This is a genomic window from Actinomadura harenae (assembly GCF_003696215.1).
GTDB classification, from domain to species: Bacteria; Actinomycetota; Actinomycetes; order Streptosporangiales; family Streptosporangiaceae; genus Spirillospora; species Spirillospora harenae.
Window position 1 is genome coordinate 1 of sequence record NZ_RFFG01000041.1, and the last position, 25,663, is coordinate 25,663.

Consider the following 25,663-nt stretch of genomic DNA (forward strand, 5'->3'; position numbering starts at 1 on the left):
CAACCGCCTGGTCGGCATCCTCCACGGATGCCTCAAAACCCACACCACCTACGACCAGGCAACCGCCTGGTCACACCACCACCACGACCTCGCCGCTTGACATCCAACCTCCAGGGATGTCTGACCCCGCCCCCGGGACGAAACCCGCACCTACTCCTCGAACCGCCGGATCAACCCGGCAGCTTCGTGGCGTTCGCAGGCGCCCTATCGACCCACCCGGTCCGAACGACCGCCGACCAGCCCAGCAGGGCCCCCTTCGGAAGCGAAGACCGCCCACCGGTGGAGATGTTCAGCGTGGCGAGCAGCCGGCCCGTGGACGGATCGAACACGATCCCGCTCTCCAGCCGCTCCGGCGTCGGCCCCGGCCCCGGCGCGAACCCCGGCTTAGGCCCCGGACCCTCAACACTGACCTGCACACCGGAACGCCCCAGCGGATCCGTCACCCGCCCGGCCGAGCGGGCATCCGGCAACGCCGCGAGCAACCGGTAAGCAGCCGCACGAACCTGCGCACTGACCGGCTCAACCACCAGCATCCGCCCAACGGTGTTCAGCAGATACTGCGAATCGGTCTCCCAGTCCTGCCGATTCCGCATGTTCGCATTCGGATGGGCCAGAAGATACCGGCGCAACCCGTCAGGGTCAGCGGGAAGCCTCCCCACCTGCTCCAGCGACCCGTCCGGGAACGACGCATTGAACGCGGTCTCCTCCTGGTGAACCTGCCACGCCGTCGTCTCCGTGTTCAGGTCACGCTTGCCGACATGCCACCGCGACGGAGACCCATCACGCTTCCACGCCGCCTGGTCCCGCGCCTCGGCCGGACGCGCACCGAGCCGCCGGCCGGCCCAATAATGCGTCGTGGTCCCACCGCGACCCGCCTTGGTCTGCGCTTCCGTCCGACGCGGGCCATGGGCGTTCGTCCAGTCCCTGGTCTCCGAAAGCTCCTCAACGACGTACGCGCCGCCCTTGCCCGCGACCTGCGTCCGCTCCCCATTCCTGACCTGAGTGAACCAGAACGCACTCTGCCTCCCGGACGTCCCAGGCGCCCCCGCAGGCCCCGGCATCCGCGCGGAAGAGTCGGCGGCCGCCAACAGAACCCGCCTCGCCGACTCCGGCGCGCCCCCGGACCGAGCAGGCCCGTGCCCAGCGGACCCGTCCACCGCCACCAACGCGACCGCCGTCGCCGCAGCGGCCAGACCGACACCGACCCCCGACACCATCCAGCGCGTTCGCGGAAGACGCCGACGACCGCCACCCGTGGCCCTGCGACGAGCCTGGGAGACGACACGCGGCGACGGCGGCGCGGGCTCCCCGAACAACTCACGGACCGACTGCAACTCATCCACTGACGGCTCCTTCCTGAACGAGCATGGGATCGACCCCACCCAGCGCCTCACGCACCTTCTTCCGCGCCCTGTTGAACCGGGAGCAGACAGTGCCATACGGGACGTCAAGAGCCTGCGCGACCTCCTCATAGCCGAGACCGGCAAGGACCACCAGCAGAAGCACCTCACGATGCGCCGCCGACAGATCACCGATGGCACGCGCCAGCCGCCCCCGCACCCTCTCAGCGCTCACACGGGTCGCGACCCGCTCGTCATGCCCGTCGACGACACCGTCGTCACCAAGGCGCCCAAGGGCCCGGAACTTCCTCACCTCCGCACGCCGGTGCTTGGCGACCAGGTTGCTCGCGATGCCGTACAACCAGGGCCGCGCACTGTCCCGGGACACCTCGAAGGTCTTCCGGCGGCGGAACGCGACATGGAAGGTCTCGGACGCGATGTCGTCCGCGGCGTCCACGTCGAGCCGCCGCGCGACATACCGGTGGATCTCCGCGAAGTAGGCGTCGAAGATCTCACCGAACCGCTCGGGCTCACGCCAGGACCGCTCGATCACCGCACCGTCGTTCCGCCCGAGGCCCGAACCGGCCTCGGACGCCAGATCGGACAGGAGATCGGACACGACCTGGGGAGGCGCATGCGGAGGGGCCGCCACAGGGGGTTCCTTCATCTATGCCTCGTCTCGGATATGGAGGATGGTCACCTCCTCTCCCCCGAAGGCCACGGTGCCCTTCCATCGCCGCTTCCACCGCATCCTGGCGTTGCGGCTACAATTAGTGGTGCTCTGGTTACTTTATGAGGTTGCCGGGTATCTGTCGGAAGAACGGTCCCAAGGGGGGACCGAGTGCAGAACGGGAGCTTCTGTCATGATCAAGGCCACGATCCTGACCGCCGGCGCGGCCGCGGCGATCTTCGGCGCCCTGATGGCCACCCCGGCCCAGGCAGCGCCGATGACCAGCCACGCCAGCTCCAACCGGGGCGGCCCCTGCGAGAACTCCTCGGGCGACGGCGGTCTGCTCGGGCTCGGCCTTCTCAACTTCCAGCAGAACGACTGCGACATCTACTACGGCGGCGGCGGCGACTATTACGGCGGCCGCCACCACCACTGGGGCCACTGGGGCGACTGGGACTAAGAAGTAGCCCTCGCCGACTCGACGGACGACACGCGTCCGGCGCCAGTGCGACCTTCACTGATCCGATCTGACCAGTGAAGCGTCCAGGCCCAACGGTTCACCGTTGGGCCTGTCGCATGCGCGGAAACGACCTGACTCGCACCAGGGACGAACCCGGCCGCGCCGGGATCAGACGGCGCCGGCGCGGTAGACCACGAACGACACCGCGATGTACTGCAGCACGTACGCCGCCACCGTCAAGGCGTGGAACACCTCATGGAAACCGAACCAGCGCGGCGACGGATCCGGACGGCGCAGCCCGTAGACCAGCCCGCCCACGCTGTACAGGACGCCACCGAGCGCGACCAAGGCGGCCACACCCACACCGGTTCCCTTGATGAACTGCGGCACGAAGAACGCCGCGACCCATCCAAGGCCGATGTACAGCGCCGTGTACAGCCAGCGCGGCGCGCGCACCCACAGCACCCGGAACAGGACGCCCGCGATCGCGCCCGCCCACACCACCGACAGCACCAGCGCGCGGGCCGCACCATGAAGGATCAGGTAGGCGAACGGCGTGTAGGTACCCGCGATGATGAGGTAGATGTTCGCGTGGTCGAACCGGCGCAGCACGTCCTGGACCCGCTCGGACCAGCGGCCGCGGTGGTAGGCCGCGGAAACCCCGAACAGCAGCGTCGAGGTCAGTGTGTAGACCGCCGCGCACACCCGGGCCGGCAGCGTGGGACCCAACGCGACCAGCGCGATCCCCGCGAGCAGGGCCAGCGGGAACGTCCCCGCATGCAGCCAGCCACGCAGTTTCGGCTTGACCGCTCCGGCGATCTCGACCGCACGACGCATCGCACCCTCCCCCTCGAGGTTCGGACGGCGCGCCGCCGGGATCTCCCGGACGGGCCCGCCCGATTTGTGGTTACGGAACCGTAGGTTCTCAACCTACGGCACCGTAGGTTTCTACGCGGGACGTCCTGGAGTGAATCGTGGCACATCGCGATGAATAGCGCCCCCGAGGTGCGACAGGAGAGGAACCTTTCGCAATGATCCCGGGAGGCGGCCGCCCACAGGCGCGCGCCTTGACGTTGTAAGGTTCGGACCGGGACGGCAGGAGAACCACGCCGTCCCCGCGACAGGAGGACGCCATGCAGATCGGGTTCGCCGTGCCGGTCTCGGGAGCCTGGGCCACGCCCGCCAACCAGGTGGAGGTCGCCCGGCGCGCCGAGGACCTCGGCTACCACTCCCTCTGGACGCTCCAGCGGCTGCTCAATCCCGCCGACTCCACCGACCTGACCTACCGCGACGTCCCCGACCCGCTGGTGACGCTCGCCTACCTCGCCGGGCTGACCGAACGGATCCGGCTCGGCGTCGCGATCGTCAACCTGCCGTTCGTCGCTCCCCCGCTGCTGGCCAAGCAGGCCGCCACGCTCGACCACGTCTCCGGCGGACGCCTCGACCTCGGCCTCGGCACCGGCTGGATGCCCGCCGAGTTCGCCGCCGCCGGAACCCCGATGGCCCGCCGCGGCGCCCGCGCCGACGAGTTCCTCGCTGTGCTGCGCACCCTCTGGACGGACGAGGTCAGCGAGTTCCACGGCGAGTTCTACGACTTCCCGCCCGTGGTCATGGAGCCCAAGCCCGTCCAGAAGCCGGGGCCGCCGGTGCTGCTCGGCGGCGGCGCCGAGGGCGCGCTGCGCCGCGCCGGACGGCTCGCCGCGGGCTGGGTCAGCTCGAGCCGTGCCGACCTCGGGGACCTCGGACGCTCGATCGGGATCGTCCGCGAGGCCGCCGAGCAGGCGGGACGCGACCCGGGCGCGCTGCGGTTCGTGTGCCGCGGGGCGGTGCGGATCCACGCCGACGCCGCGTCCGCGCCGGACCGTCCGCCGCTCACCGGCACCATCGGCCAGGTCCGCGACGACTTCGGCCTGCTCGCGGAGCAGGGCGTCACCGAGCTGTTCGTCGACCTGAACTTCGACGCCCGGCTCACCGGCCCGGACGCCGACCCCGCCGCGTCCATGGACCGCGCCCGCGAGGCCCTCGAGGCGTTCGCCCCCAAGCCCTGACGCACAGGCCCCGGCCCGAACGCCCTGGCACTCGCCGCGCCGCGGCGGGTGTCACAGGGAGGGGCGGCGGCCCTCCCAGGGGGTGCTGAGGCAGACGGTGGTGCGGGTCGCGACGTTCGCGGCGGCGCGGATCTTCTGGAGGAGCTCCTCCAGCTCGTTCGGCGAGGCCACCCGGACCTTCAGGATGTAGCTCTCGTCGCCCGCCACCGAGTGGCACGCCTCGATCGCGCTCAGGTGGGCGAGCCGGTCGGGCGCGTCGTCGGGGGCCGCCGGGTCGATCGGCTTGATGGAGATGAACGCGGTCATCGGCAGCCCGGCCTGCTCGTGGTCGAGCTGCACGGTGAAGCCGCGGATCGCGCCGCGGCGCTGCAGCCGGCGCACCCGCTGGTGCACCGCCGACACCGACAGCCCCGTCTCCTTGGCCAGGTCGGTGAAGCTCATCCGGCCGTCGTCGGCCAGCAGGCCGAGGATCTGGCGATCGATATCCTCCACCGGACGAATCTAGCGCGCCCGCCGACCGCGGCGCGATCCGATACCCCTCCGGAACGGTCCATCCGGGGAGGTCCGGCCCTGCGCGGGCGGATCCGTCGCCCGGATCACGACCCGACTCAGTGGCGGGCGCGGTCGCGGCGGGACGGTGCCGGGCCGCAGGAGCCGCGGACGATCAGCTCGGTCGGCAGCAGCACCGGCCCGGCCGGCCCGCGCCGGGCGGTGCCGCGCGCGGCGAGCTCGCAGGCGCGGTAGCCGAGGTCGCGGGCGGGACGGTTCACGGCGGTCAGCGGCGGGTCGGCCAGCTCGGCCCAGGCGATGTCGTCCACCATCGCGATCGACAGGTCCGCCGGGACGCGCAGGTCCAGTTCGCGGGCGACGAGCACGGCGGCCTCCCCCGGCAGGTGCCCGGACGCCAGGACGGCGGTCAGGTCGGCGCGGCGCTGCATCAGCCCGGCCGCGGCGGCGTAGGCGCTGTCCCGGGTGGGGCGGGCGCGGGCGACGAGGTCCTCGTCGACCGGGACGCCGAGGGCGGCGAGCGCGGCGCGGAAGGCGTCCTCGCGCACGTCGGGCGGGGTGCCGGGCGCGGGCGCGCCGAGGAATCCGATGCGCCGGTGCCCGAGTCCGACCAGGTACTCGGCGGCCGAGCGGATCCCGGCCGCGTCGTCGGCGAGCACCGCGGGGACCTTCCCGGCCCAGGACCGGCAGGACGGCACGCGGCCGACGTACACCAGCGGCACGCCGGTGCGGCCGAACCCGGTCCACGGGTCGGCGACGCCGGACGGCATCGCGATCACGCCGTCCACGCGCTGCTCGGCGAAGCGGTCCGCGATCTCGGCCTCGCGGGCCGGGTCGCCGAGCGTCGCGTCGAGCAGGACGTGCTGCCCGAGGCTGCGGGCGCACTCCAGGACGCCCGCGACGACCTCGGCGCAGAACGGGTCGCTGACGTCGGGGACGGCGAGGCCGAGGCCGCCGGTGCGGCGGGTCTTGAGGCTGCGGCCGACGGCGCTCGGCCGGTAGTCCAGGTCGCCCGCGACGGCGAGCACGCGCTCGCGGGTCGCGGCGCTGACCGAGCCGGTGCCGGAGAACACGCGCGAGACGGTCGCGATGCCGACCCCGGCCGCCGCCGCCACGTCCTTGATCGTCGTCGCCACCGCGTCCCTCTCCCCCGCCGGTCCGGGCCCCGCGTGCCCGGCTCGCCCCATGCTGCCACGAACGACCCTTTTCTGGAAACGTTTCCATGATGTTCAATCCGATTCCAACCTCGAAAGCCCAGGTGGCCAAGGGGTAGTGGAAACGTTTCCAATGAAGGGGGCCGGGATGGCCGGGATCGCACTCGAGAGCGTCGACAAGGTGTACGCCGGTGGCGTCAAGGCCGTCGACGGACTCGACCTGGAGATCGCCGACGGCGAGTTCATGGTGCTGGTCGGTCCGTCCGGCTGCGGGAAGTCCACGGCCCTGCGCATGATCGCGGGCCTGGAGGAGATCAGCGGCGGCACGGTGTCGATCGGCGACCGCGTCGTCAACGACCTCGCGCCCAAGGACCGCGACATCGCGATGGTCTTCCAGAACTACGCGCTCTACCCGCACATGACGGTCGAGCAGAACCTCGCGTTCGGCCTGAAGCTGCGCGGCGTGCCCAAGGAGGAGCGCCGCAAGAAGGTCCTCGAGGCCGCCAAGATGCTCGGCCTGGAGCAGTACCTCGACCGCAAGCCCGCCGCCCTGTCCGGCGGCCAGCGCCAGCGCGTCGCGATGGGCCGCGCGATCGTCCGGCAGCCGCAGGCGTTCCTCATGGACGAGCCGCTGTCGAACCTGGACGCCAAGCTCCGCGTGTCCATGCGCGCCTCGCTGAGCCAGCTCCACGCGAGCCTCGGCGTCACCACCGTGTACGTCACGCACGACCAGGTCGAGGCCATGACCCTCGGCACCCGCGTCTGCGTCCTGCGCGAGGGCAAGCTCCAGCAGGTCGACACCCCGCAGCGCCTGTTCGACCACCCCGTGAACCTGTTCGTCGCCGGGTTCATCGGCTCCCCCGCCATGAACTTCGTCGAGGCCGAGCTGGTCACCGCCGACGGCGCCACGCGAGTGGAGTTCGCCGGGTTCTCCCTGCCGGTGCCCGACGAGCTGCTCGCCGGACGCGAGAGCCTGGAGGCCTACATCGGCAAGAAGATCATCCTCGGCATCCGCCCGTCGGACTTCGAGGACTCCGGGCACGCCAAGGAGGACTGGGCGCCGATCACCGTCACCAGCAGCGTCACCGAGGAGCTGGGCAGCGAGATCAACGTCATCTTCACCATCGACGCCCCGCCGGTCGAGCACAAGGACACCGCCGACCTGGCCGAGGACGCCGCCGAGGGCGAGGGCGACGCGATCCCGCTGACCGACAACAAGGCCCTCTGGACGGCCCGCGTGAACTCCCGCTCGCACGTCCGTCCCGGCCAGACCGTCGACCTCGCGATCGACACGACCCGCCTGCACTTCTTCGACCCGGCGAGCGGCCTGGCCATCGGTCACGAGGCCGCGAAGAACGTCGTCGCGGCCACCGACGTCGAGGACGACGTCCCCGCCTGACGGTCGGCCTGACGGTCCGGCCTGACACACGGCCCCGAACGGCCGTCCGCCTCCCCTTTCCGAGGGGGCGGGCGGCCGTTCGCCGTTCCGCGCACGATCGAAGTAGCAGGCCGGTGGCGCACCCCGCCCCCTTGCGCCCGCCGCCGCGACGGCCAAGGATGGAGAATCGATCACCCGAGCCCGGACAGGAAGGCGGCCCGTGCCCGGCACCCTGCTCGCCATCAGTGACCTGCACGTCGGCCACGCCTCGAACCGTGAGCACCTGGCGGCGCTCGAACCACGCGACCCGGACGACTGGCTGATCGTCGCGGGCGACGTCGCCGAGCGCGCCGACGACATCGCCTGGGCCCTCGGCACCCTCGCCGAGCGGTACGCCAAGGTGGTGTGGGCGCCCGGCAACCACGAGCTGTGGACGCCCCGCAACGACCCCGACCAGCGGCGCGGCGAGGAGCGGTACCTGCACCTAGTCGAGGTGTGCCGGGAGCTCGGCGTCCACACGCCCGAGGACCCGTACCCGGTGTGGCGGGGCGCGGGCGGCCCGGTGCAGCTGGTGCCGCTGTTCCTGCTGTACGACTACAGCTTCCGGCCGGACGGGGCGTCCACCAAGGACGAGGCCCTGGAGATCGCCTACCGGTCCGGGATCGTCTGCACCGACGAGTACCTGCTGCACCCCGACCCGTACCCGACGCGGGACGCGTGGTGCCGGGCCCGGCTCGCCTACACCGAGGACCGGCTCGCGAACCGCGGCAGCGACCTGCCGACCGTCCTCATCAGCCACTGGCCGCTCGTCCGGGAGCCGACCCGGGTGCTGCGCTACCCCGAGTTCGCGCAGTGGTGCGGGACGGACCGGACGGCCGACTGGCACCTGAAGTACGAGGCGGCCGCCGTCGTGTACGGCCACCTGCACATCCCCCGGACGACCGTGTACGACGGCGTCCGGTTCGAGGAGGTGTCGGTGGGCTACCCGCGCGAGTGGAAGAGGCGCGGCGGGCCCGCCGGGCCGCGCCCGGTGTTCCCCGCCGCGGCCTCCTGACCGGCGCGGGCCGCCGTCAGGCGGGGCTCGCCATCGCCGCGGGCGCGGGGAGGCGCCCGGCGTTGAGGTCGTCGACGAGCTGCCGGACGGTCTCCCGGGCGCACGTCTTGTTGGTGCCGATGAAGCCGGTCGGCCCGCGCTTGATCCAGCCCGTCACGTAGGTGCCGGGGACGGGCGCGCCGGTGCCGGGGTCGACGACCCGGCCCCGGTCGTTCGGGACGACCGCGCGGACGTCGTCGAAGGGCAGGCCGGGCAGGGGCCGCGCCCGGTATCCGATGGAGGTGAGGACGAGTCCCGCCTCCAGGTGCTCGGTCTCACCGGTCGGGACGGTCTCGTCGCCGCGCTGGGCGGCGCGGGTGAACGTGACGCCCGTTGCGGTGATCTCGGCGGGGGTGAGCAGGTACCGGAGGGTGACGCGCCGTCCCGTGGCCGGCTCGTGGGCGAGCGCGCGGATCGTGCGGTGCTTCAGCGACGCGTCGTCCAGGCCGGTGAGGTCGCCGGGCGGGACGGACACGTCCACGGCCGAGCTCAGCCCGACCAGTTCCGCCAGGGTGAAGGCCGAGTGGGCGGGTCCCCGGCGTCCGGCCACCACGACCTCCTCGATCGCGCTGGCCCGCAGGACGTCCAGGGCGGCGCGGGAGATCGAGGTCCGGGCCAGGGCGTCCGGCGGCGTGGTGAGGACGCGGGCCACGTCCAGCGCGACGTTGCCGTTGCCGATGACGACGGCCCGGCGGTGCGAGAGGTCGAACCGGTGGTGGGCGTGGTCGGGGTGGCCGTTGTACCAGGCCACGAACTCGGTCGCCGTCGCGACGCCGGACGCGCCGGGGACCTCCAGGCGGCGGTCGGACGACGCGCCCGTCGCGTAGAGGACCGCGTGGTGGTCCCGCAGCAGGTCGGCGTGGGTCACCCGCTCACCGATCCGGACGCCGAGGTGGAGGTGGAAACCGTCCTCGCGGGAGATCCGGTCGAAGACCTCGGTGACCCGGCGGGTCTCGGCGTGGTCGGGGGCGACGCCCGTCCGGGCGAGGCCGTAGGGGGTCGTCAGGCGCTCGTAGACGTCGACGCGCGCGCCCGGGATCGTGAGGATCTCGTCGGCGGCGTACATCGCGGACGGCCCGGACCCCACGATCGCGACGCGCAGCGGCTCGCGGGAGGTCACGCGCAGGGGCTTCTCGTGCGGGGCGAGGATGGTCCGCCGCTGCCGTCCGTCCTTGTAGAAGTCGGCGTTGATCTCGAGGAACGGCAGCTGCGTGTCGTCCAGCCTGCCCGCCGGCCTGATCGCCCCGACCGGGCACGCGCTCACGCAGGCCCCGCAGTCCACGCAGCTCACGGGGTCGATGTAGAGCATCTCCGCGGTGAGGAAGTCGGGCTCGTCCGGGGTGGGGTGGATGCAGTTCACCGGGCAGGCGTGGACGCACGAGGCGTCGTTGCAGCAGGACTGCGTGACCACGTGGGGCATGGGGCGATCTCTCCGGTCGGGCGGCGGCGTTCAGGCTGCGGTGTCGGTCAGGCTGCGCGGGCCGGGCGGTGCGGTTCGCCGCGGTGCCGGGACGGCCGTCCGTCGATCTTCAGGGCCTTCCACAGCCGGGTGGAGACGGGGTTCATCAGGCCGAGCTCGTCGGCGAGCATCCGGACGTCGCCGAAGTAGCCGCGCATGATCTCGCGGGACGCCGGGCTGTCCCAGAACGCCTCCTTCATCACCGAGCGCGGGATGCCGAAGCGCTTCTCCAGGTCGCGGGGCGGCGACATGATCGCACCGGCGAGCCAGCGCATGATCACCGGGTAGGCGAGGGACGTCGCGCCCTTCCCGACGCGTCCCTGCCGCCGCACCTTGTCGTGCAGGAAGCGGTGCGCGAAGGAGATGTGCCGCGCCTCCTCGGCGATGTGGATCTCCATGGTGCGGAGCACCGCCGGGGGCAGCTCGTCCTCGCCCGCCCGGACGGCCTCCTTCTGGAAGTGGTCGATCGGCTCCTCGCCCGCGAGGATGCCGATGAAGAAGACGATCGGCAGGTAGGCGGCCAGATGCCAGAAGTGCGAGGTCGCGCGGTAGTCGGCGCGCATCCCGGGGACCGCGAGGCCGGTCCGGTTGACCAGCTCCTGGAACATCTGGATGTGGTTGCACTCCTCGGTCATCTCGTGGAGGCAGTAGCGGAACTCGGGCGTCCCGTTCGGCAGCCGCATCGCGTACTGCATCATCCCGCGGATCAGGACGCTCTCGAACTGGAGGCCGACCTTCTGGATGTTGGCGACCCGCCACATCCCGATCTCGATCCGCCGCTTCTCGGGCTGCGCCTTGTACCAGGGGTGCGCGCCGAGCGGGTCGCAGTCGGGGAGGATCCAGCGCGGGTCGTCCGCGTCGATGCGGAACTCGGGCGAGTCCCAGTCGATGTCGAGGTAGGGGTCGAAGCGGCGCGTCACCGAGCCCTCCGACAGGACGCGCAGCGTGTCCCGGTAGTCCTGGTCGATGGTCGTCACGACCGCCTCCACCCACGAGCTCGTTTACAGTTAGTGGGTCGACTGTAAGTACCTGATCACTTGCCGGTCAAGGTCGAAGATCGCCCGAGGGCGGTGATGTGGGACACTCGGACCGGGCGGACGAGACCGAGGGGAGACGGGGTGCGCGGGCCGCGCGGCGAGACGTCCGAGGCGTCCGGGAACGGACGGGGGACGGCCGAGGGGGCTCGGCGGGCGGGCGGGGACATGCGGCAGCGCATCCTGGACGCCGCCGCCGACTGCCTGATCGAGGGCGGGTTCGCCTCGGGACGCATCCTGTCGGCGATCGCCCGCAAGGCGGGCGTCTCACGGCCGACGCTCTACAAGTACGGCGGGACCGTCGAGGACATCCGGCACGCCCTGGTGCAGCGCGAGCTCACCCGGTTCCTGGAGGCGCTGGCGCCCCGCCTGGAGGCCATGGCCTGGTCCACCGACTACGCCACCGAGCTGATGGTCTTCGTCGTCGGCTACGCGCGCGGGCACACGCTGCTGAACGCCGCCCTGCGCGACGTCCCCGAGATCGTCCTGCCCGAGTTCACCCTGAAGGCGGACGGCCCGATCCGGCGGATCGCCGAACTCGCCGAGCCGATCGTCGCCAAGCACGTCGAGGCGGGACGCATCCCGCCGGTGGACGTCACGCTGCTCACCGACGCCCTGTTCCGGATCACCCTGTCGATCGTCCTGATCCAGGGGCCCTACGACTTCGACGACCCCGAGGTCCTGCGCGGCTACCTGCGCAACGCCCTCGGCATGATCGCCGGACTCCACTGAACGGGCCGCCGGGGGAAATCGCCCATGGAAGGGCAAAGCCTCAACCTTGTCTTCCTCACTCTCTTGAACTATTCAGGTTTGCGGGCGTAGGTTGATCCGTATGAGCGCACCGCAGCCTCGGACCACCGCCGAAGAGCTGCGCGGTGCCGGCCTCCGGGTGACGGCCGCACGCGTCGCGCTGCTCGAGACCGTCCGCACCGGTGACCATCTCGGAGTCGAGGCGCTCGCCTCCGGGGTCCGGGACCGGGTCGGGCACATCTCCCTGCAAGCCGTCTACGAAGCGCTGCACGCGCTCAGCGCCGCCGGACTCGTCCGGCGGATCGAGCCCGCCGGGCATCCGGCGCGGTTCGAGGGGCGTGTCGGCGACAACCACCACCATGTCGTGTGCCGCTCGTGCGGCGCGGTCGCGGACGTCGACTGCGCCACCGGCCCGGCGCCGTGCCTGATCCCGTCCGACGACCACGGCTTCGCCATCGACGAGGCCGAGGTCACCTTCTGGGGCACCTGCCCCGCATGCGCCCCCGCTCAGAGTTCCTCATCGGTCTAGTTCCCGAAGGGTGCCATCATGGCTGAGAACCAGAACAACAGCGGTGAATGCCCCGTCGCGCACGGTCGCGCGGCGCATCCGACCCAAGGCGGCGGCAACCGCCAGTGGTGGCCGGAGCGGCTCAACCTGAAGATCCTCGCCAAGGACCCGGCGGTCGCCAATCCGCTCGGCGAGGAGTTCGACTACGCCGAGGCGTTCGGCACCCTCGACCTGGACGAGGTGAAGCGCGACATCGCGGACGTGCTCACCACCTCCCAGGCCTGGTGGCCCGCCGACTTCGGCAACTACGGCCCGTTCATGATCCGTATGGCCTGGCACAGCGCGGGCACCTACCGGATCCACGACGGGCGCGGCGGCGCCGGCTCGGGCCAGCAGCGGTTCGCGCCGATCAACAGCTGGCCCGACAACGCCAGCCTCGACAAGGCCCGGCGCCTGCTGTGGCCGGTGAAGAAGAAGTACGGCCGCTCCCTGTCCTGGGCCGACCTGCTGATCCTCACCGGCAACGTCGCCCTGGAGACGATGGGCTTCGAGACGTTCGGCTTCGGCGGCGGGCGCGTCGACGCCTGGGAGCCCGACGAGGACGTCTACTGGGGCCCCGAGAGCACCTGGCTCGGCGACGAGCGCTACACCGGCGACCGCGAACTCGAGGACCCGCTGGGCGCCGTCCAGATGGGCCTGATCTACGTCAACCCCGAGGGCCCCAACGGCAACCCGGACCCGCTCGCCGCGGCCCGCGACATCCGTGAGACCTTCCACCGGATGGCGATGAACGACGAGGAGACGGCCGCGCTGATCGTCGGCGGCCACACCTTCGGCAAGACCCACGGCGCGGGCCCCGCCGACAACGTCGGCCCGGCGCCCGAGGCCGCGCCGATGGAGAACCAGGGCCTCGGCTGGAAGAGCACCCACGGCACCGGGGTCGGCCCGGACGCCATCACCAGCGGCCTCGAGGGCATCTGGACCAACACCCCGACCCAGTGGGACAACTCCTTCCTGGAGATCCTCTACGGGTACGAGTGGGAGCTGTTCGACAGCCCGGCGGGCGCCCACCAGTGGCGGCCGAAGGACGGCGGCGGCGAGGGCACCGTGCCCGACGCGTTCGACGCGTCCAGGAAGCACCAGCCGACGATGCTCACCACCGACCTGTCGCTGCGCGTCGACCCGGTGTACGAGCAGATCACCCGCCGGTGGCTGGACCACCCGGAGGAGCTCGCCGACGCGTTCGCCCGCGCCTGGTACAAGCTGACCCACCGCGACATGGGCCCGGTCGTCCGCTACCTCGGCCCGGAGGTCCCGGCCGAGGAGCTGATCTGGCAGGACCCGGTCCCGGCCCGTGACCACGCGCTGATCGACGACGCCGACGCGGCCGACCTCAAGGCGCGGATCCTCGCGTCCGGGCTGACCGTCCAGCAGCTGGTGTCGACGGCGTGGGCGGCGGCCTCGTCCTTCCGCGGCAGCGACAAGCGCGGCGGCGCCAACGGCGGCCGCATCCGGCTCCAGCCGCAGGCGGGCTGGGAGGTCAACGAGCCGGACCGCCTGGCCCCGGTGCTGCGCACGCTGGAGGACGTCCAGGAGTCGTTCAACTCCGGCCGCAGCGACGGCAAGAAGGTCTCGCTGGCCGACGTGGTCGTGCTCGCGGGCTCGGCGGGCGTGGAGAAGGCCGCCAAGGACGCCGGGGTCGACGTCGCGGTGCCGTTCACGCCGGGCCGCACGGACGCCTCGCAGGAGCAGACCGACGTCGAGTCGTTCGCAAACCTCGAGCCGTCCGCGGACGGGTTCCGCAACTACCTCGGCAAGGGCCTGCGCCTGTCCGCCGAGTACCTGCTGCTCGACCGCGCGAACCTGCTGACGCTGAGCGCGCCGGAGATGACCGTCCTGGTCGGCGGCCTGCGCGTGCTGGGCGCGAACTACAAGGACACCCAGCTCGGCGTGTTCACCGAGACGCCGGGACGGCTGACGAACGACTTCTTCGTCAACCTGCTCGACATGGGCACCGAGTGGAAGTCGACCGGCGACGACAACCTCTTCGAGGGCCGCGACGCCGAGACCGGCAAGGTCCGCTGGACCGGCAGCCGCGCCGACCTGGTGTTCGGCTCGAACTCCGAGCTGCGCGCCGTCGCCGAGGTCTACGCCAGCGACGACGCCAAGGAGAAGTTCGTGGCGGACTTCGTCAAGGCGTGGGCCAAGGTCATGGACCTCGACCGCTTCGACGCCCGCTGATCCGGTAGAGAAGGGAGCGGCGTCCGGGGTTTCCCGCCCCGGACGCCGTTTCGCGTGTCAGGCCGGGTCAGGCCCGTCCGTGCGCGACCACCTCGATCTGCCGCGTCCAGCGGAACTGGGCCGGGCCGCGGGGGTCGCCGGGGAAGGGCGCGGTCACCGTGGCGACGGTGGCCCGGCCGGGACGCCTCGCGGTGCAGGTGGCGGTGATGGTTCCTTCGGACCCGGGTCGCGAGACGCAGCTCAGGACCTGTTCGTCGGTGCTGGTGAGAGGTGACCAGGGCTGGCGCGAGGACGGCTCGGCGACGACCCGGAGCACCGCGCCGACCGTCAGGCAGAGCGGTGGGGGCCGCTCGCCCCTGCGCGCGGTGAGGGTCACATCCCCCGACTCGCACGGGCCGGGTTTCGGCTGGGCGGCCTTCGGTGGGTCGTGGCTCGTGCAGGCCGCGCAGAGAAGCAGGAACAGGGCCGTCAGGGACCGCATGGCCGGGTCCTCCTCACGGGACGGGTCCCGGGCTTCGAGTCTACGTGCGGGTGCCCGCCGTCCGGCGTCGGACGGCGGGCTCGCGCGGTGTCAGCTCAGGGTGACGTCGTCGTAGGCGGTGGCGGTGGGGTCGCCGCTGTAGTCGTCGTCATGGCTGGTCAGGGTGAGGGTGTAGGAGTGCCCGGCGGTGACCGCCGAGGTGACCTGCTTCCATCCGGAACTGGAGACGCAGGTCTTGGCGAGGACCGTCGTGGTCGTGTTGGCGGTGTTGTCCTTCAGCGTGGCGGTCGCCCAGTCGTAGGTGACGGTGTCGGGGCACGTGACGTTGTAATAGAAGGACAGCTTGGTGGTGCCGGTGGGCGCGGTGAAGGTCTGCGCGATGGACGAGTCGCCGTTGGTCGCGGTGCTGCTGCTGCCCAGCAGCGCGGCGTAGACGCCGCCGTGCGGGCCGGTGCTGGTGACGCTGGTCGCCGGGCCGCTCGCGGTCCAGCCGGACAGGCTGCCGGTCTCGAAGCCTCCGTTGGTGATCCCGCCTCCGCCGACCGGGTTGACGGTGAGGGTGTAGCCGGTGGAGTGGGTCGCCGACGTCCCGGTTCCGGTGATGGTGATCGGGTAGGTGCCCGCCGGGGTGGACGAGCCGGTGGTGATGGTCGCGGTGCTCGAACCGCCCGAGGTCACCGAGGACGGGCTGAACGACGCGGTCGCGCCCGTGGGCAGCCCCGAGGCGGCCAGCGTGACGGTCTGCGCCGACCCGGTGGTGACGGCCGTGGACACGGTGGTGGTGGCCGAGCCGCCGGCGGTCACGCTGCCGGACGCGGGGCTCGCCGAGATCGAGAAGTCGTTGGTCGGCGTGCTCGCGCAGCCCGGGAGGGTGAACGAGGTCAGGCGGGTGTGCCAGTTGAAGCTGCCGTTGGCCGGCTCGTACTCGTTGGTGTACCAGAACGTGCAGTCGTCGCTCGGGTCGACCGCCATCGAGGTGTAGTCGCCCCAGCGGCTGTAGGACGTCTGCGAGCCCGCGCCGGTGATCGTGGTCGTCTCCGCCTGGGTCATGGTGCCGAGCGGGTCGGCGGGCGCGCGTCCGGTGAACCGGATCGACGGGTGGCTCGACGAGGAGGACTGGGAGTAGCCGAGCGCGATGTTGCCGACGTGGTCCATCGCGATCGAGCCCATCCACCGGTAGGTGGAGTCGGGCGCGTAGGTGCCCTGCTGGTAGACGGTCGGGTTCCCGCCCGACAGCCGCAGTTCGTACCACCGTGTCCCCACCGCGCTCGCGACGGTGACGGCGTGGTCGGTCACGAACGCCTCGTGGTCCCCGAAGTTGCGGTAGGCCAGCCGGTACATGATGCGGTCCGACAGCGAGTCGAGCTGCTGGGTCGTGCCGCTCTGCGGAACGCAGGTGCCGGTGCTGCCGCAGGCGGTGGTGTAGGAGGCCACGGTCAGGCTGGACGGCCCGGTGAACGTGGAGTTCGCGGGGGTCGTCCAGTCGACGTGGAACTTCCAGTAGGCCAGGGAGGTGTTGGTCGCGCCGAGCCCGACCAGCAGTTCGTTCTCACCGGACGGCGGCGGGGTCGAGCCGTCGAGGTCGCCGGCGAGGAGTCCCCCGTAGGACGAGCTGGTGGTGAAGCACTGCTGGGTGGCCGCGGCGCCGGTCAGCATGCTCGAGCGGTCCATGGCGCACGCTTCGGCGCCGACGAAGGTGTTCCCGTTGAACAGGTTGTAGGTGAGGTAGTAGGCGTCCGGCCAGACCGAGATCTTCGGGTAGTCGGGGAAGTCGGTGAACTGGTAGCTGTACCGGCTGTACGACCCGGTCGCGTCGGCGCTGGTGGAGACCGCCACGCACTCGTAGTAGGGGCCGCTCGCGGACGACACGTTGGCGAACTGGGTGACGATCCAGCGGCTCGCCAGGGTGTCCCACCGCACGGTCGCGTCGCCGTCGTTGGTGGTCTCGCAGGAGCCGCCGAACCCGGAGAAGAGCGTGCTGGTGTTGACGGGGCCGTAGGTCGCGGTGCCGGTGGACTTGTTGAAGACCGCGTAGGCGGTGTTGACGACCTCGACGACCTGCGTCGAGCCGACCGTGGCGTTGGGGTCCGGCGGCACCCCGGTCACCGAGTAGGTGCCCTGGGGGCCGGTGAAGCCCTGCCCGACGCCGTCGAAGTTGCTCGCGGTCGACGTGGTGCGGGTGGTCCCGCCGGAGCGCTGCCGCACCGGGTCGGGGATCTTCGCCGCGGGCGGGTGCGGGAGCCGGACCTCGTCGTCCGGCTCGCTGTGTCGTGTGGCCTTGGGCGGGACGGGACGGATCGACCGCAGCGGCGGCGAGACGTCGTGGCGCACCGCGGGACCCGAGTCGGCCGACTGGCGGGGCGGGCGCGGCGGCGCGGGCGGGGCGGCGTTCGCCTGGGCGGGTGCGGAGAGCGCGGTGAGGGCCGCGAGGGTCGCGGTGAGCACGGCCAGGCCGGCTCGGGGTTTCCGGGGACGAGGCACGGCGGGGTCCTTTCGGACAAGGATGGATAACCCATGCCTGATGGGACGAAACAGTCGCCATGCTGAACCCGGCCCCACCCGCCGACAAGAACCGCCAACAGGCGGGGAACGCCTCATGAACGCAGGGAAAACCCGATGGCTTCGTCCGGCCCGTTGCGCGGCCACGGCCACGGGCGCACAGTCGACGCCTTCCGGCGCCCCGGCCCCGCCTTCGCCACGCACGACGCACGCCCGCACCCCTTCGGCGCGTCCTTCGGACACACAGCGTCGCCGCGCTCCCCCGCTCGCCGCCGCAGGTGCGGCACCGCCACCTAGTGAGCTGGTTTTGAGTTCTGGTGTCACCACGTGAGTCGGGTTCTGTTTCAGATTTTGGGTTGGGGTGGCGTCGGGGTCGGTGGCGGGTTGTGCTGGTGGTTGTGGCTGACAATCGGCTGGTGCCGCTGGTGTTGTCGCAGGACGAGCGGATGGTGTTGGAGGGCTGGGCCAAGCGGCGTTCGACCGCTCAGGGCCTGGCGATGCGGGCGCGGATCGTGCTGGAGTGCGCTGAGGGCCGGAGCATTCTGGCGGTCGCGGCCAGGCTGGGCGTGGCCCGCAACACCGTGTCCCGGTGGAGAGCACGGTTCCTGGCCCGGCGGCTGGACGGGTTGAGTGACGAGCCACGGCCGGGGGCGCCGAGGTCGATCACCGACGCGCAGGTGGAGGAGGTGGTCGTCCGAACCCTGGAGGAGACACCCCGGGGAGCCACCCACTGGTCCAAACGGGAACTGGCCGAACAGGTCGGCATCTCACCGTCCAGCGTGCAGCGGATCTGGAAGGCGTTCGGGCTGCAGCCCTGGCGGACCGAGGACTTCAAGATCTCCACCGACCCGCTGCTGATCGACAAGATCCGGGACGTGGTCGGTCTCTACCTGGCCCCGCCGGCGAACGCGGTGGTGTTCTCGGTGGATGAGAAACCCCAGATCCAAGCGTTGGAACGGACCGCGCCGGTGCTGCCCATGCTGCCCGGCGTCCCCGAACGCCGCAGCCACGACTACCGCAGGCACGGCACGATCGACCTGTTCGCCGCCCTCAACACCGCGACCGGCCAAGTCATCGGGAAACTGTCCACCCGGCATCGCGCGGTCGACTTCCGTGACTTCCTGGACGTCATCGACCAGCACACCGACCCCGCACTGGCCGTTCACGTGATCTGTGACAACCTCTCCGCGCACAAGGCTCCGGTCATCCAGCGCCGGCTGCTGGCCCATCCCCGGTTCACCCTGCACTTCACCCCCACCTACTCCTCCTGGATCAACCAGGTCGAACGGTGGTTCGCCGAACTCCAACGCCGCTGCCTGGACCGCGGCGTCTTCTGCTCCATCGAGGAACTCACCACCGCCCTCGAAACCTGGATCACAACCTGGAACACCCACGCCCGGCCCTTCACCTGGACCGCCACCCCCGACCAGATCATCGACCGCATCTGCCGCTACTGCTCAAGAATCTCCGGACCAGCTCACTAGCCACAACTGGTCAGCGACCAGACCAGTGGGCATGGAAGAAGCCCCGCGCGGTTCGTCGCGCGGGGCTTCTTGGGTGGTGCCGGTGTCGGCGGTCGAGGGCTACTTCACCGAGCCGGCGAGGACGCCTTGGACGAAGTAGCGCTGGAAGGCGAAGAAGACCGCCAGGGGCACGATCAGGGACAAGAACGCGCCGGGCGCCAGGATGTCGATGTTGCCGGTGAACTGGCGCATCTGCGACTGGAGCCACTTGGTCATCGGCTGGCTGCCGGTGTCGGCGAACACCAGGGCCACCAGCAGGTCGTTCCAGACCCAGAGGAACTGGAAGATCGCCAGCGAGGCGATGGCCGGGCCGCCCAGCGGGAAGATCACCCGCCGGAAGATCGTCCACTCCGAGCCGCCGTCCATGCGCGCGGCCTCCAGCAGGTCCCTCGGGATGCCCGCGAAGAAGTTGCGCAGCAGGAAGATCGCGAACGGCAGCCCGAACGCCACGTGGAACAGCACCACGCCCGCGATCGAGCCGAACAGGTGGAAGCTCCCGATCCGCACCGAGCCGTACAGCTTCGCGACGGGCAGCAGCGCGACCTGGACGGGCACCACCAGCAGTCCGACCACGATGAGGAACAGCCAGTCCCGCCCGGGGAACTCCATCCACGCGAACGCGTACGCGGCCAGCGACGCGATCACCACCACCAGCAGGGTCGCCGGGACGGTGATCAGCACCGTGTTCCAGAACGAGTCGACGAAGTCGCCCTTGCCGAGCAGGTCGGAGTACGCCGAGAAGGTCAGCTGGCCGGGCTTGGAGAACACCTTCCACCAGCCGGACGCGCCGTTGTCGGACGTCGACCGCAGCGACGCGACCAGCAGCCCGAACGTCGGGACCAGCCACACCACGGCGACCACGATCAGCAGGAACTGCGCGACGCCGCCGCCGATCCTGCCGACGATCCGCGCGGCGATCCCGCGGCGCGGCGCGCCCGACCCGTCGTTTCCGGGGGTTCCGGCCGCCGCCGTCCCGGTTTCGGTCGTGCTCATGCCCGCTCCCGCCGCATCCGCCGGATGTTGAACAGCATCGCCGGGACGACCAGCAGGAACAGCAGCACCGCGATCGCGCTGCCCTTCCCCGGGTCGTTCCCGCCGCCGAACGACTCGACCCACATCTGGAGCGCGAGCACGCTGGCGTGCGGATCGCCGCCGCCGATGATGAAGACCAGGTCGAAGACCTTCAGCACGTTGATGACCATCGTGACCAGGACGACCGTGAGGACGGGCGCGAGCAGCGGGATCGTCACCCGCCGGAACACCTGCCACTCGGTCGCGCCGTCCACGCGGGCCGCCTCCAGGGCGTCCCGGGGGATCGCGGCGAGCCCGGCCGCGATGAGCACCATCGCGAAGCCCGACCACACCCACAGGTACGACCCGATGATCGCCGGGGTGATGAGGGTGTTGCCGAGCCACTGCGCGCCGCCGTAGGAGGCGGTGAAGTTTGACTTGGGCAGCCGCAGCGTGACCGGCCCGTCCCCCTTCACCTTGCTCATCGTGAAGGTGCCGTCGTCGCGGGTGGTGGCCTTGCCGACGACCTTCCCGTCCCGGACGGCCTCGACCTTGATCCGCGGCAGCCCCGACTCGCCCGCGTTCGGCTGGTTCGGTGTCCCGCCGCCGCCCTTGGTGAAGTCGAACCAAACCGCGCCGGTCAGCTCGCCCGGCTTCGCCGCGGGTGGCGGGACGGCCTGGACCGGCTTCTTCGGCAGGTCCTCCGGCTTGATCCGCAGCAGCGGCAGCAGCGCGCTCTGCCCGGCCGCGTACTGCCGCGTGCTGATGATCGTGCCGTCGCCCTGCTGGGTGCCGAGGGCGTCCTTGCCGGTGCGCGGCCCCGCGCCCGGGTAGCCCGCGCCGGGCTCGAACGTGTCGTGCACCGCGACCACCGCCGCGTTCGCGACGCCCATGTTCGGGTCCTGCTCGTACACCAGCCGGAAGATCACGCCGGAGGCGAGGAAGGACACCGCCATCGGCATGAACACCACCAGCTTGAACGCGGTGGACCAGCGGATCCGCTCGGTGAGCACCGCGAAGATCAGCCCGAGGACGGTGACCAGCGTCGGCGCCACCACCACCCAGATCGCGGTGTTGCGGACGGTCACGATGTTGTCGTGGCCCTGGAAGATGCCGGTGTAGTTGTCCACCCCGGCGAACGAGTGGCCGTCCGCGCCGAAGAAGCTGCGGATGACCGAGAAGACGATCGGGTACACCACGAGGAACCCGAGCAGCAGCAGCGCGGGCAGCAGGAAGCCGAGCGACAGCCACGACGGCGGCGTCAGCCCCCGCGCGCGTTTCGCCGCCCTGCCCGCCGTCGCGGGTTCGGCCTTCGCTGGTTCGGTCTTCGCGGGTTCGGTGGTCTCAGCAGAGGTGTCGGACGCCGCGGAGGCCGTCGCCTCCGCCGGTCCGGACGCCTCGGTGTCGGGAGCGACGGCGGCGGGGGCGCCGCCCTCGGCCGCGGTGGTGTCCGCGGCCTCGGGCGACGCCTCCCGTCCCTGCGGCGCCTCGTCCCCGGGGGGCGTCCCGTCGTCGCCGGGCGCCCGGTCCTTCGGAGCCGTCATGCCGGAACCGTCCTAGCTCTTGAATGCCTTCGCGGCCTCGGACTCGAGCTTGTCCTGGGCGCCCTTGACGTCGGACGGCTTCTGCAGGAACCCGCGCAGGGCCTCCCACTCGCCGGAACCGGGGGTGCCGCCGAACGCGGCCGGGGCCAGGTCCGACATGTCGTACCGGGCGGAGTCCCCGGCCTTCTGCATCGCGTCGATCAGCTGCTTGGAGATCGGGTCGGAGTAGGCGTCCGGGCCGACGTTCTTGTTCGGCGACAGGTAGCCGCCGAGCTTGGCCCAGGTGGTGCCCGCGTCCGGCGACGCCAGGTACTTCATCAGGGCCATCGCGCCCTTGCTGTCCTTCAGCGCGACGGCGACGTCGCCGCCGAGGACGGCCGGGGCGGTGTTGCCCGCCTTCGGGAACGGGAAGACCTGCGCGTCGGTGCCGACCTTGGCCTTGGTGGTGGAGATGTTCGCGGCCGCGAAGTCTCCGCCGTAGACCATGGCGGCCTTGTCCTGGCCGAAGACCTGGGTGACCGACTCGTCGAACTTGGTCTTGGTCGCGGTGGCCAGGCCGCCCGCCATCCACTCCGGCTTGCCCCAGATCTTCGCGAGCGTCTGGAGGGCCGTCGCCACGGTCGGATCGGTCCACTTGATCTCGTGCTTGGACAGCTTGTCGTAGTTGTCCGGCCCGGCCTGCGACAGGTAGACGTTCTCGAACCAGTCGGTCAGCGTCCAGGAGTCGGACGACGCGGCGGCGATCGTGAACGGGGTCTGGCCCGCGTCCTGCAGCGTCCCGGCGGCCTTCACCAGGTCGTCGAAGGTCGCCGGCGGGGTCACGCCCGCGTCCTGCAGCACCTTCGGCCGGTACCAGATGATCGACTTGTAGGCGGCCTTGGCGAGCACGCCGTAGGTCTGGCCCTTCGCCGAGGCGAGGTTCTTCCAGTACGGGGAGAAGTTCTTGTCGATCTCGGCGACCACGTCCGGCGACAGCGGCTTCAGGTCGCCCTTGGCCGCGTACTGCTGGAGCAGGCCGGGCTGCGGCAGGATCGCCACGTCCGGCGGGTTCTTGGCCGCGATCCGCGGGCCGAGGAACGCGTCGGTGTTCTCACCGGTGGACGCGTAGGACACCGTCGCGCCGGTCTTGCTCTCGAACGCCTTCAGGACCTGCCGGAAGTTCTGCTCCTCCGTGCCCGTCCACTTGGCCGCGACCTCGATCTTGACGCCCTTGAGCTCGCTTCCCTGCGCCGAGCCTCCGTCGTCCTTCTTCTTGTCGCCGCCACCGCACGCGGCCGCCGTGAGCGCCAGCCCCACGGCGACGGTCGCGCCGATGACCCGCCTGCCTGTCCTCATTCCTCATCCTCCCTGGACGAACCGGCGTCCTCGCCCCAGATCGCGGCGCCGGACTCGATATCGAAGAAGTGCAGGCGTCCGGTGTCGACGTGGACCGTCACCGGGTCGCCTGCCTTCACCGTGGTGCGCGGGCTGAACCGCGCGACGAGATCGGTGTGCGGGCCCTCGAGCTTGCCGAGCACGTCGGTGCCCGCGTCCCTCGCCAGCTCGCGGGTGTCCTCGGTGACCACCTGGGCCGCCTGGACGGTGAAGTGCACCAGCACGTCGGAGCCCATCGCCTCGACGAGCTCGGCGGTGGAGGTCAGCGTGCCGCCCGCCGGTCCCCCGGCGGCGTCCGCCGGGACGAGGCGGGAGTCCTCCATGTCCTCGGGCCGGATCCCGACGACGACGTCCTTGCCGAGGAAGCCGCGCAGCGCGGGACGGGCGTCGAAGACCGAGGCGGGCAACTCGAGGGTCTGCCCGCCGACGGTGAGCCGCGCCGGCGACGCGCCGTCCGACAGCGAGCCCTGCAGCAGGTTCATCGCGGGCGAGCCGATGAACCCCGCGACGAACAGGTTCGCGGGACGGTCGTACAGCTCCTGCGGCGGCGCGACCTGCTGGAGCACGCCCTTCTTCATCACCGCGACCCGGTCGCCGAGCGTCATGGCCTCGGTCTGGTCGTGGGTGACATAGACGGTCGTGACGCCCAGGTCGCGCTGGATGCGCGCGATCTCGGCGCGCATCTGAACGCGCAGTTTGGCGTCCAGATTGGACAGCGGTTCGTCCATCAGGAACGCCTGCGGCTGCCGGACGATCGCGCGTCCCATCGCGACGCGCTGACGTTGCCCTCCGGACAGATTCCGCGGCTTCTTGTCGAGGTAGTCGGTGAGCCCGAGAATCTGCGCGGCGTGGTCCACCTGCCGTCTGATCTCGGCTTTCGGCACCTTGCGCAGCGACAACCCGAAGCCGATGTTGTCGCGCACGGAAAGGTGCGGGTAGAGCGCGTAACTCTGGAACACCATCGCGACGTCGCGGTCCCTCGAGGGCACCCGGTTGACGACGCGGTCACCGATCGCGATCTCCCCCTCGGAGATCTCCTCCAGGCCCGCCAGCATCCGCAGCGCGGTGGTCTTGCCGCACCCGGACGGCCCGACCAGCACGAGGAACTCGCCGTCCGCGATGCCGAGATCCAGGTCGGTCACGGCACGGGTTCCGTCGGGGTACACCTTCCCGACTCCCCGCAGGGCGACCTCTGCCACGGTCCCTCCTCCTCTGCGGGCCGGAACGGCCCGGCGTTTCGTGTCACTCCGTTGTAAAACCCGCCGGATGCTCCAAGGAGGTACAGGGGGACGCCACGGCCGCGCAACAGCGGGAGCGCGTGCGGATCGCTTTGGTATGGAGATCGTTATATGGCCCGAGACGCGCGAAGGCGGGCCCGCGTGAGCGGACCCGCCTTCGCGCGAAAAGCGTTATTGTCAGCCGATGACGACCAGGCCGTGTTCGGTCTTGTTCATCGCCTCGTAACCGTCCTCGGTGCACACGACGATGTCCTCGATGCGGGCACCGTGCGCACCTGGGTAAATACCCGGCTCGATCGAGAACGCCATGCCCGGCTCGAGCGGCTCGGTGTTGCCCGAGACGATGTACGGCTCCTCGTGCGTCTCGATGCCGATGCCGTGACCAGTGCGGTGGACGAAGTACTCGCCGTACCCGGCGGCCGCGATCAGGTCGCGTCCGGCGGCGTCGACCGCCTCCGGCGTCACGCCCGGGCGGACGGCCTCGCAGGAGACGCGCTGCGCCTCCTCCAGCACCGCGAAGTACGTCCGGTAGTCGGCGGGCGGCTCGCCCACGCAGTAGTTGCGGGTCGAGTCCGAGCAGTAGCCGCTCGGCATCTGCCCGCCGATGTCGACGACGACCGGCTCGCCCTCGCCGATGACCCGGTCGGACAGCTCGGCGTGCGGGTTCGCGCCGTTCGGGCCGGACCCGACGATCACGAAGTCGACCGTGGTGTGGCCCTCTTGCAGGATCGCGTCGTGGATGTCGCGGCCGACCTCCTTCTCGGTGCGGCCCGGCCGGAGGAACTCGGCCATCCTGCGGTGCACGCGGTCGATCGCCTCGCCCGCCTCGCGCAGCGCGGCGACCTCGGCGGGGCTCTTGCGCATCCGCAGCTCGCGCAGCACCGTCCCGGCGAGGACCTGCTCGACGCCGGGCATCGCGTCCCGGAACCGCAGCGTCATCATCGCCCACATCCGGTCGGCGAGGCCGACCTTGCCGCCGGAGACGCCGAGCCGCCGCGCGACCAGCGCGTACGGGTCGTCGGTCTCGTCCCACGGCACCATCTCCACGCCGAGCGAGCCCGCGGGCGACTCCTGCGCGGCGGGCAGCTCCAGGCGCGGCACCACCAGGAACGGCGCGCCCTCGGCGGGGACCGCCAGGCAGGTGAGCCGTTCGAGCGGCAGCGCGTCGTACCCGCTGACGTACCGCAGGTCCGGGCCCGGCGTCAGCAGCAGCGCGGCGAGGCCCGCCTTCGCGGTCGCCTCCCGCACCGTCTCGACGCGCTCGTGCGGATACAACGCCCTTGTCACATCCCTGTCCATGCTGGTCGCTGGGTCTCGTGCGCGCGGTCGCGGCACGGAGGACCCCGCTTCC

22 protein-coding genes are annotated in these 25,663 nt (G+C 71.2%); 8 read left to right on the top strand and 14 right to left on the bottom strand.

The window, feature by feature from the left end; all coding sequences use genetic code 11:
- Positions 1-170: 170 nt before the first annotated feature.
- The gene (locus tag EBO15_RS22385) at positions 171-1,439 is read right to left on the bottom strand and encodes a CU044_5270 family protein (protein WP_267898425.1); all 1,269 of its coding nucleotides are present in this window, start codon (positions 1,437-1,439) and stop codon (positions 171-173) included.
- Positions 1,336-2,007: an RNA polymerase sigma factor gene (locus tag EBO15_RS22390; RefSeq protein ID WP_122196392.1), complete on the bottom strand. Its 672-nt coding sequence runs from the start codon at positions 2,005-2,007 to the stop codon at positions 1,336-1,338. Before EBO15_RS22390 ends, EBO15_RS22385 begins: the two co-directional genes overlap by 104 nt.
- Before the next feature lie 196 nt (positions 2,008-2,203).
- On the opposite strand from EBO15_RS22390, the gene EBO15_RS22395 reads away from it, so the two are divergent.
- Positions 2,204-2,470: a hypothetical protein gene (locus EBO15_RS22395; protein ID WP_122196393.1), complete on the top strand. Its 267-nt coding sequence runs from the start codon at positions 2,204-2,206 to the stop codon at positions 2,468-2,470.
- 168 nt (positions 2,471-2,638) lie between these two features.
- Here EBO15_RS22395 and trhA read toward each other — a convergent pair whose 3' ends face one another.
- Positions 2,639-3,307: a PAQR family membrane homeostasis protein TrhA gene (gene trhA, locus EBO15_RS22400; RefSeq protein ID WP_122196394.1), complete on the bottom strand. Its 669-nt coding sequence runs from the start codon at positions 3,305-3,307 to the stop codon at positions 2,639-2,641.
- A 296-nt stretch (positions 3,308-3,603) separates the two neighbouring features.
- On the opposite strand from trhA, the gene EBO15_RS22405 reads away from it, so the two are divergent.
- Positions 3,604-4,518: a TIGR03619 family F420-dependent LLM class oxidoreductase gene (locus EBO15_RS22405; protein ID WP_122196395.1), complete on the top strand. Its 915-nt coding sequence runs from the start codon at positions 3,604-3,606 to the stop codon at positions 4,516-4,518.
- 51 nt (positions 4,519-4,569) lie between these two features.
- On the opposite strand, the gene EBO15_RS22410 is transcribed toward EBO15_RS22405, so the two are convergent.
- Both EBO15_RS22410 and EBO15_RS22415 read right to left on the bottom strand, forming a co-directional pair.
- Positions 4,570-5,010 (bottom strand): Lrp/AsnC family transcriptional regulator, encoded by a 441-nt coding sequence (locus EBO15_RS22410; RefSeq protein WP_122196396.1) that lies wholly within the window; start codon positions 5,008-5,010, stop codon positions 4,570-4,572.
- Between the two features lie 116 nt (positions 5,011-5,126).
- Positions 5,127-6,161, bottom strand: a complete 1,035-nt coding sequence (locus EBO15_RS22415) for a LacI family DNA-binding transcriptional regulator (protein ID WP_233616363.1) — start codon at positions 6,159-6,161, stop codon at positions 5,127-5,129.
- A gap of 166 nt (positions 6,162-6,327) precedes the next feature.
- Here EBO15_RS22415 and EBO15_RS22420 point away from each other — a divergent pair, with 166 nt between their 5' ends.
- Together EBO15_RS22420 and EBO15_RS22425 are read left to right on the top strand one after the other, a co-directional pair.
- Complete coding sequence (locus EBO15_RS22420) at positions 6,328-7,578, top strand: ABC transporter ATP-binding protein (protein WP_122196398.1); 1,251 nt, start codon at positions 6,328-6,330, stop codon at positions 7,576-7,578.
- Between the two features lie 199 nt (positions 7,579-7,777).
- Positions 7,778-8,611: a metallophosphoesterase family protein gene (locus tag EBO15_RS22425; protein ID WP_122196399.1), complete on the top strand. Its 834-nt coding sequence runs from the start codon at positions 7,778-7,780 to the stop codon at positions 8,609-8,611.
- A 16-nt stretch (positions 8,612-8,627) separates the two neighbouring features.
- Here EBO15_RS22425 and EBO15_RS22430 read toward each other — a convergent pair whose 3' ends face one another.
- Complete coding sequence (locus tag EBO15_RS22430) at positions 8,628-10,070, bottom strand: FAD-dependent oxidoreductase (RefSeq protein ID WP_122196400.1); 1,443 nt, start codon at positions 10,068-10,070, stop codon at positions 8,628-8,630.
- A 47-nt stretch (positions 10,071-10,117) separates the two neighbouring features.
- On the bottom strand, positions 10,118-11,086 hold the full coding sequence (locus EBO15_RS22435; RefSeq protein WP_233616364.1) for an AurF N-oxygenase family protein: 969 nt from the start codon (positions 11,084-11,086) through the stop codon (positions 10,118-10,120).
- 141 nt (positions 11,087-11,227) lie between these two features.
- On the opposite strand from EBO15_RS22435, the gene EBO15_RS22440 reads away from it, so the two are divergent.
- From EBO15_RS22440 to katG, 3 genes are all read left to right on the top strand, one after another.
- The gene (locus EBO15_RS22440) at positions 11,228-11,875 is read left to right on the top strand and encodes a TetR/AcrR family transcriptional regulator (RefSeq protein ID WP_233616365.1); all 648 of its coding nucleotides are present in this window, start codon (positions 11,228-11,230) and stop codon (positions 11,873-11,875) included.
- Between the two features lie 100 nt (positions 11,876-11,975).
- The gene (locus EBO15_RS22445) at positions 11,976-12,422 is read left to right on the top strand and encodes a Fur family transcriptional regulator (RefSeq protein WP_122196403.1); all 447 of its coding nucleotides are present in this window, start codon (positions 11,976-11,978) and stop codon (positions 12,420-12,422) included.
- Positions 12,423-12,440: 18 nt separating this feature from the next.
- Positions 12,441-14,642 (top strand): catalase/peroxidase HPI, encoded by a 2,202-nt coding sequence (gene katG / locus EBO15_RS22450; RefSeq protein ID WP_122196404.1) that lies wholly within the window; start codon positions 12,441-12,443, stop codon positions 14,640-14,642.
- Positions 14,643-14,709: 67 nt separating this feature from the next.
- Here katG and EBO15_RS22455 read toward each other — a convergent pair whose 3' ends face one another.
- A complete protein-coding gene (locus EBO15_RS22455) occupies positions 14,710-15,123 on the bottom strand; it encodes a hypothetical protein (protein WP_122196405.1) in 414 nt (137 codons plus the stop codon).
- A 90-nt stretch (positions 15,124-15,213) separates the two neighbouring features.
- Positions 15,214-17,604 carry a hypothetical protein gene (locus tag EBO15_RS22460; RefSeq protein WP_199744735.1) on the bottom strand — a complete coding sequence of 797 codons (2,391 nt, stop codon included), beginning with the start codon at positions 17,602-17,604 and terminating at the stop codon, positions 15,214-15,216.
- Between the two features lie 464 nt (positions 17,605-18,068).
- Here EBO15_RS22460 and EBO15_RS22465 point away from each other — a divergent pair, with 464 nt between their 5' ends.
- The gene (locus tag EBO15_RS22465) at positions 18,069-19,106 is read left to right on the top strand and encodes an IS630 family transposase (RefSeq protein WP_122196454.1); all 1,038 of its coding nucleotides are present in this window, start codon (positions 18,069-18,071) and stop codon (positions 19,104-19,106) included.
- 99 nt (positions 19,107-19,205) lie between these two features.
- On the opposite strand, the gene EBO15_RS22470 is transcribed toward EBO15_RS22465, so the two are convergent.
- From EBO15_RS22470 to EBO15_RS22490, 5 genes are all read right to left on the bottom strand, one after another.
- The gene (locus tag EBO15_RS22470) at positions 19,206-20,138 is read right to left on the bottom strand and encodes a carbohydrate ABC transporter permease (RefSeq protein WP_122196406.1); all 933 of its coding nucleotides are present in this window, start codon (positions 20,136-20,138) and stop codon (positions 19,206-19,208) included.
- The gene (locus EBO15_RS22475) at positions 20,135-21,700 is read right to left on the bottom strand and encodes a carbohydrate ABC transporter permease (protein ID WP_122196407.1); all 1,566 of its coding nucleotides are present in this window, start codon (positions 21,698-21,700) and stop codon (positions 20,135-20,137) included. Before EBO15_RS22475 ends, EBO15_RS22470 begins: the two co-directional genes overlap by 4 nt.
- A gap of 12 nt (positions 21,701-21,712) precedes the next feature.
- The gene (locus EBO15_RS22480; RefSeq protein ID WP_122196408.1) at positions 21,713-23,035 is read right to left on the bottom strand and encodes an ABC transporter substrate-binding protein; all 1,323 of its coding nucleotides are present in this window, start codon (positions 23,033-23,035) and stop codon (positions 21,713-21,715) included.
- Positions 23,032-24,273: an ABC transporter ATP-binding protein gene (locus EBO15_RS22485; RefSeq protein ID WP_122196409.1), complete on the bottom strand. Its 1,242-nt coding sequence runs from the start codon at positions 24,271-24,273 to the stop codon at positions 23,032-23,034. The genes EBO15_RS22480 and EBO15_RS22485 overlap by 4 nt, the downstream gene beginning before the upstream one ends.
- 216 nt (positions 24,274-24,489) lie before the next feature.
- Positions 24,490-25,599: a M24 family metallopeptidase gene (locus tag EBO15_RS22490; protein WP_233616366.1), complete on the bottom strand. Its 1,110-nt coding sequence runs from the start codon at positions 25,597-25,599 to the stop codon at positions 24,490-24,492.
- Positions 25,600-25,663: the final 64 nt, after the last annotated feature.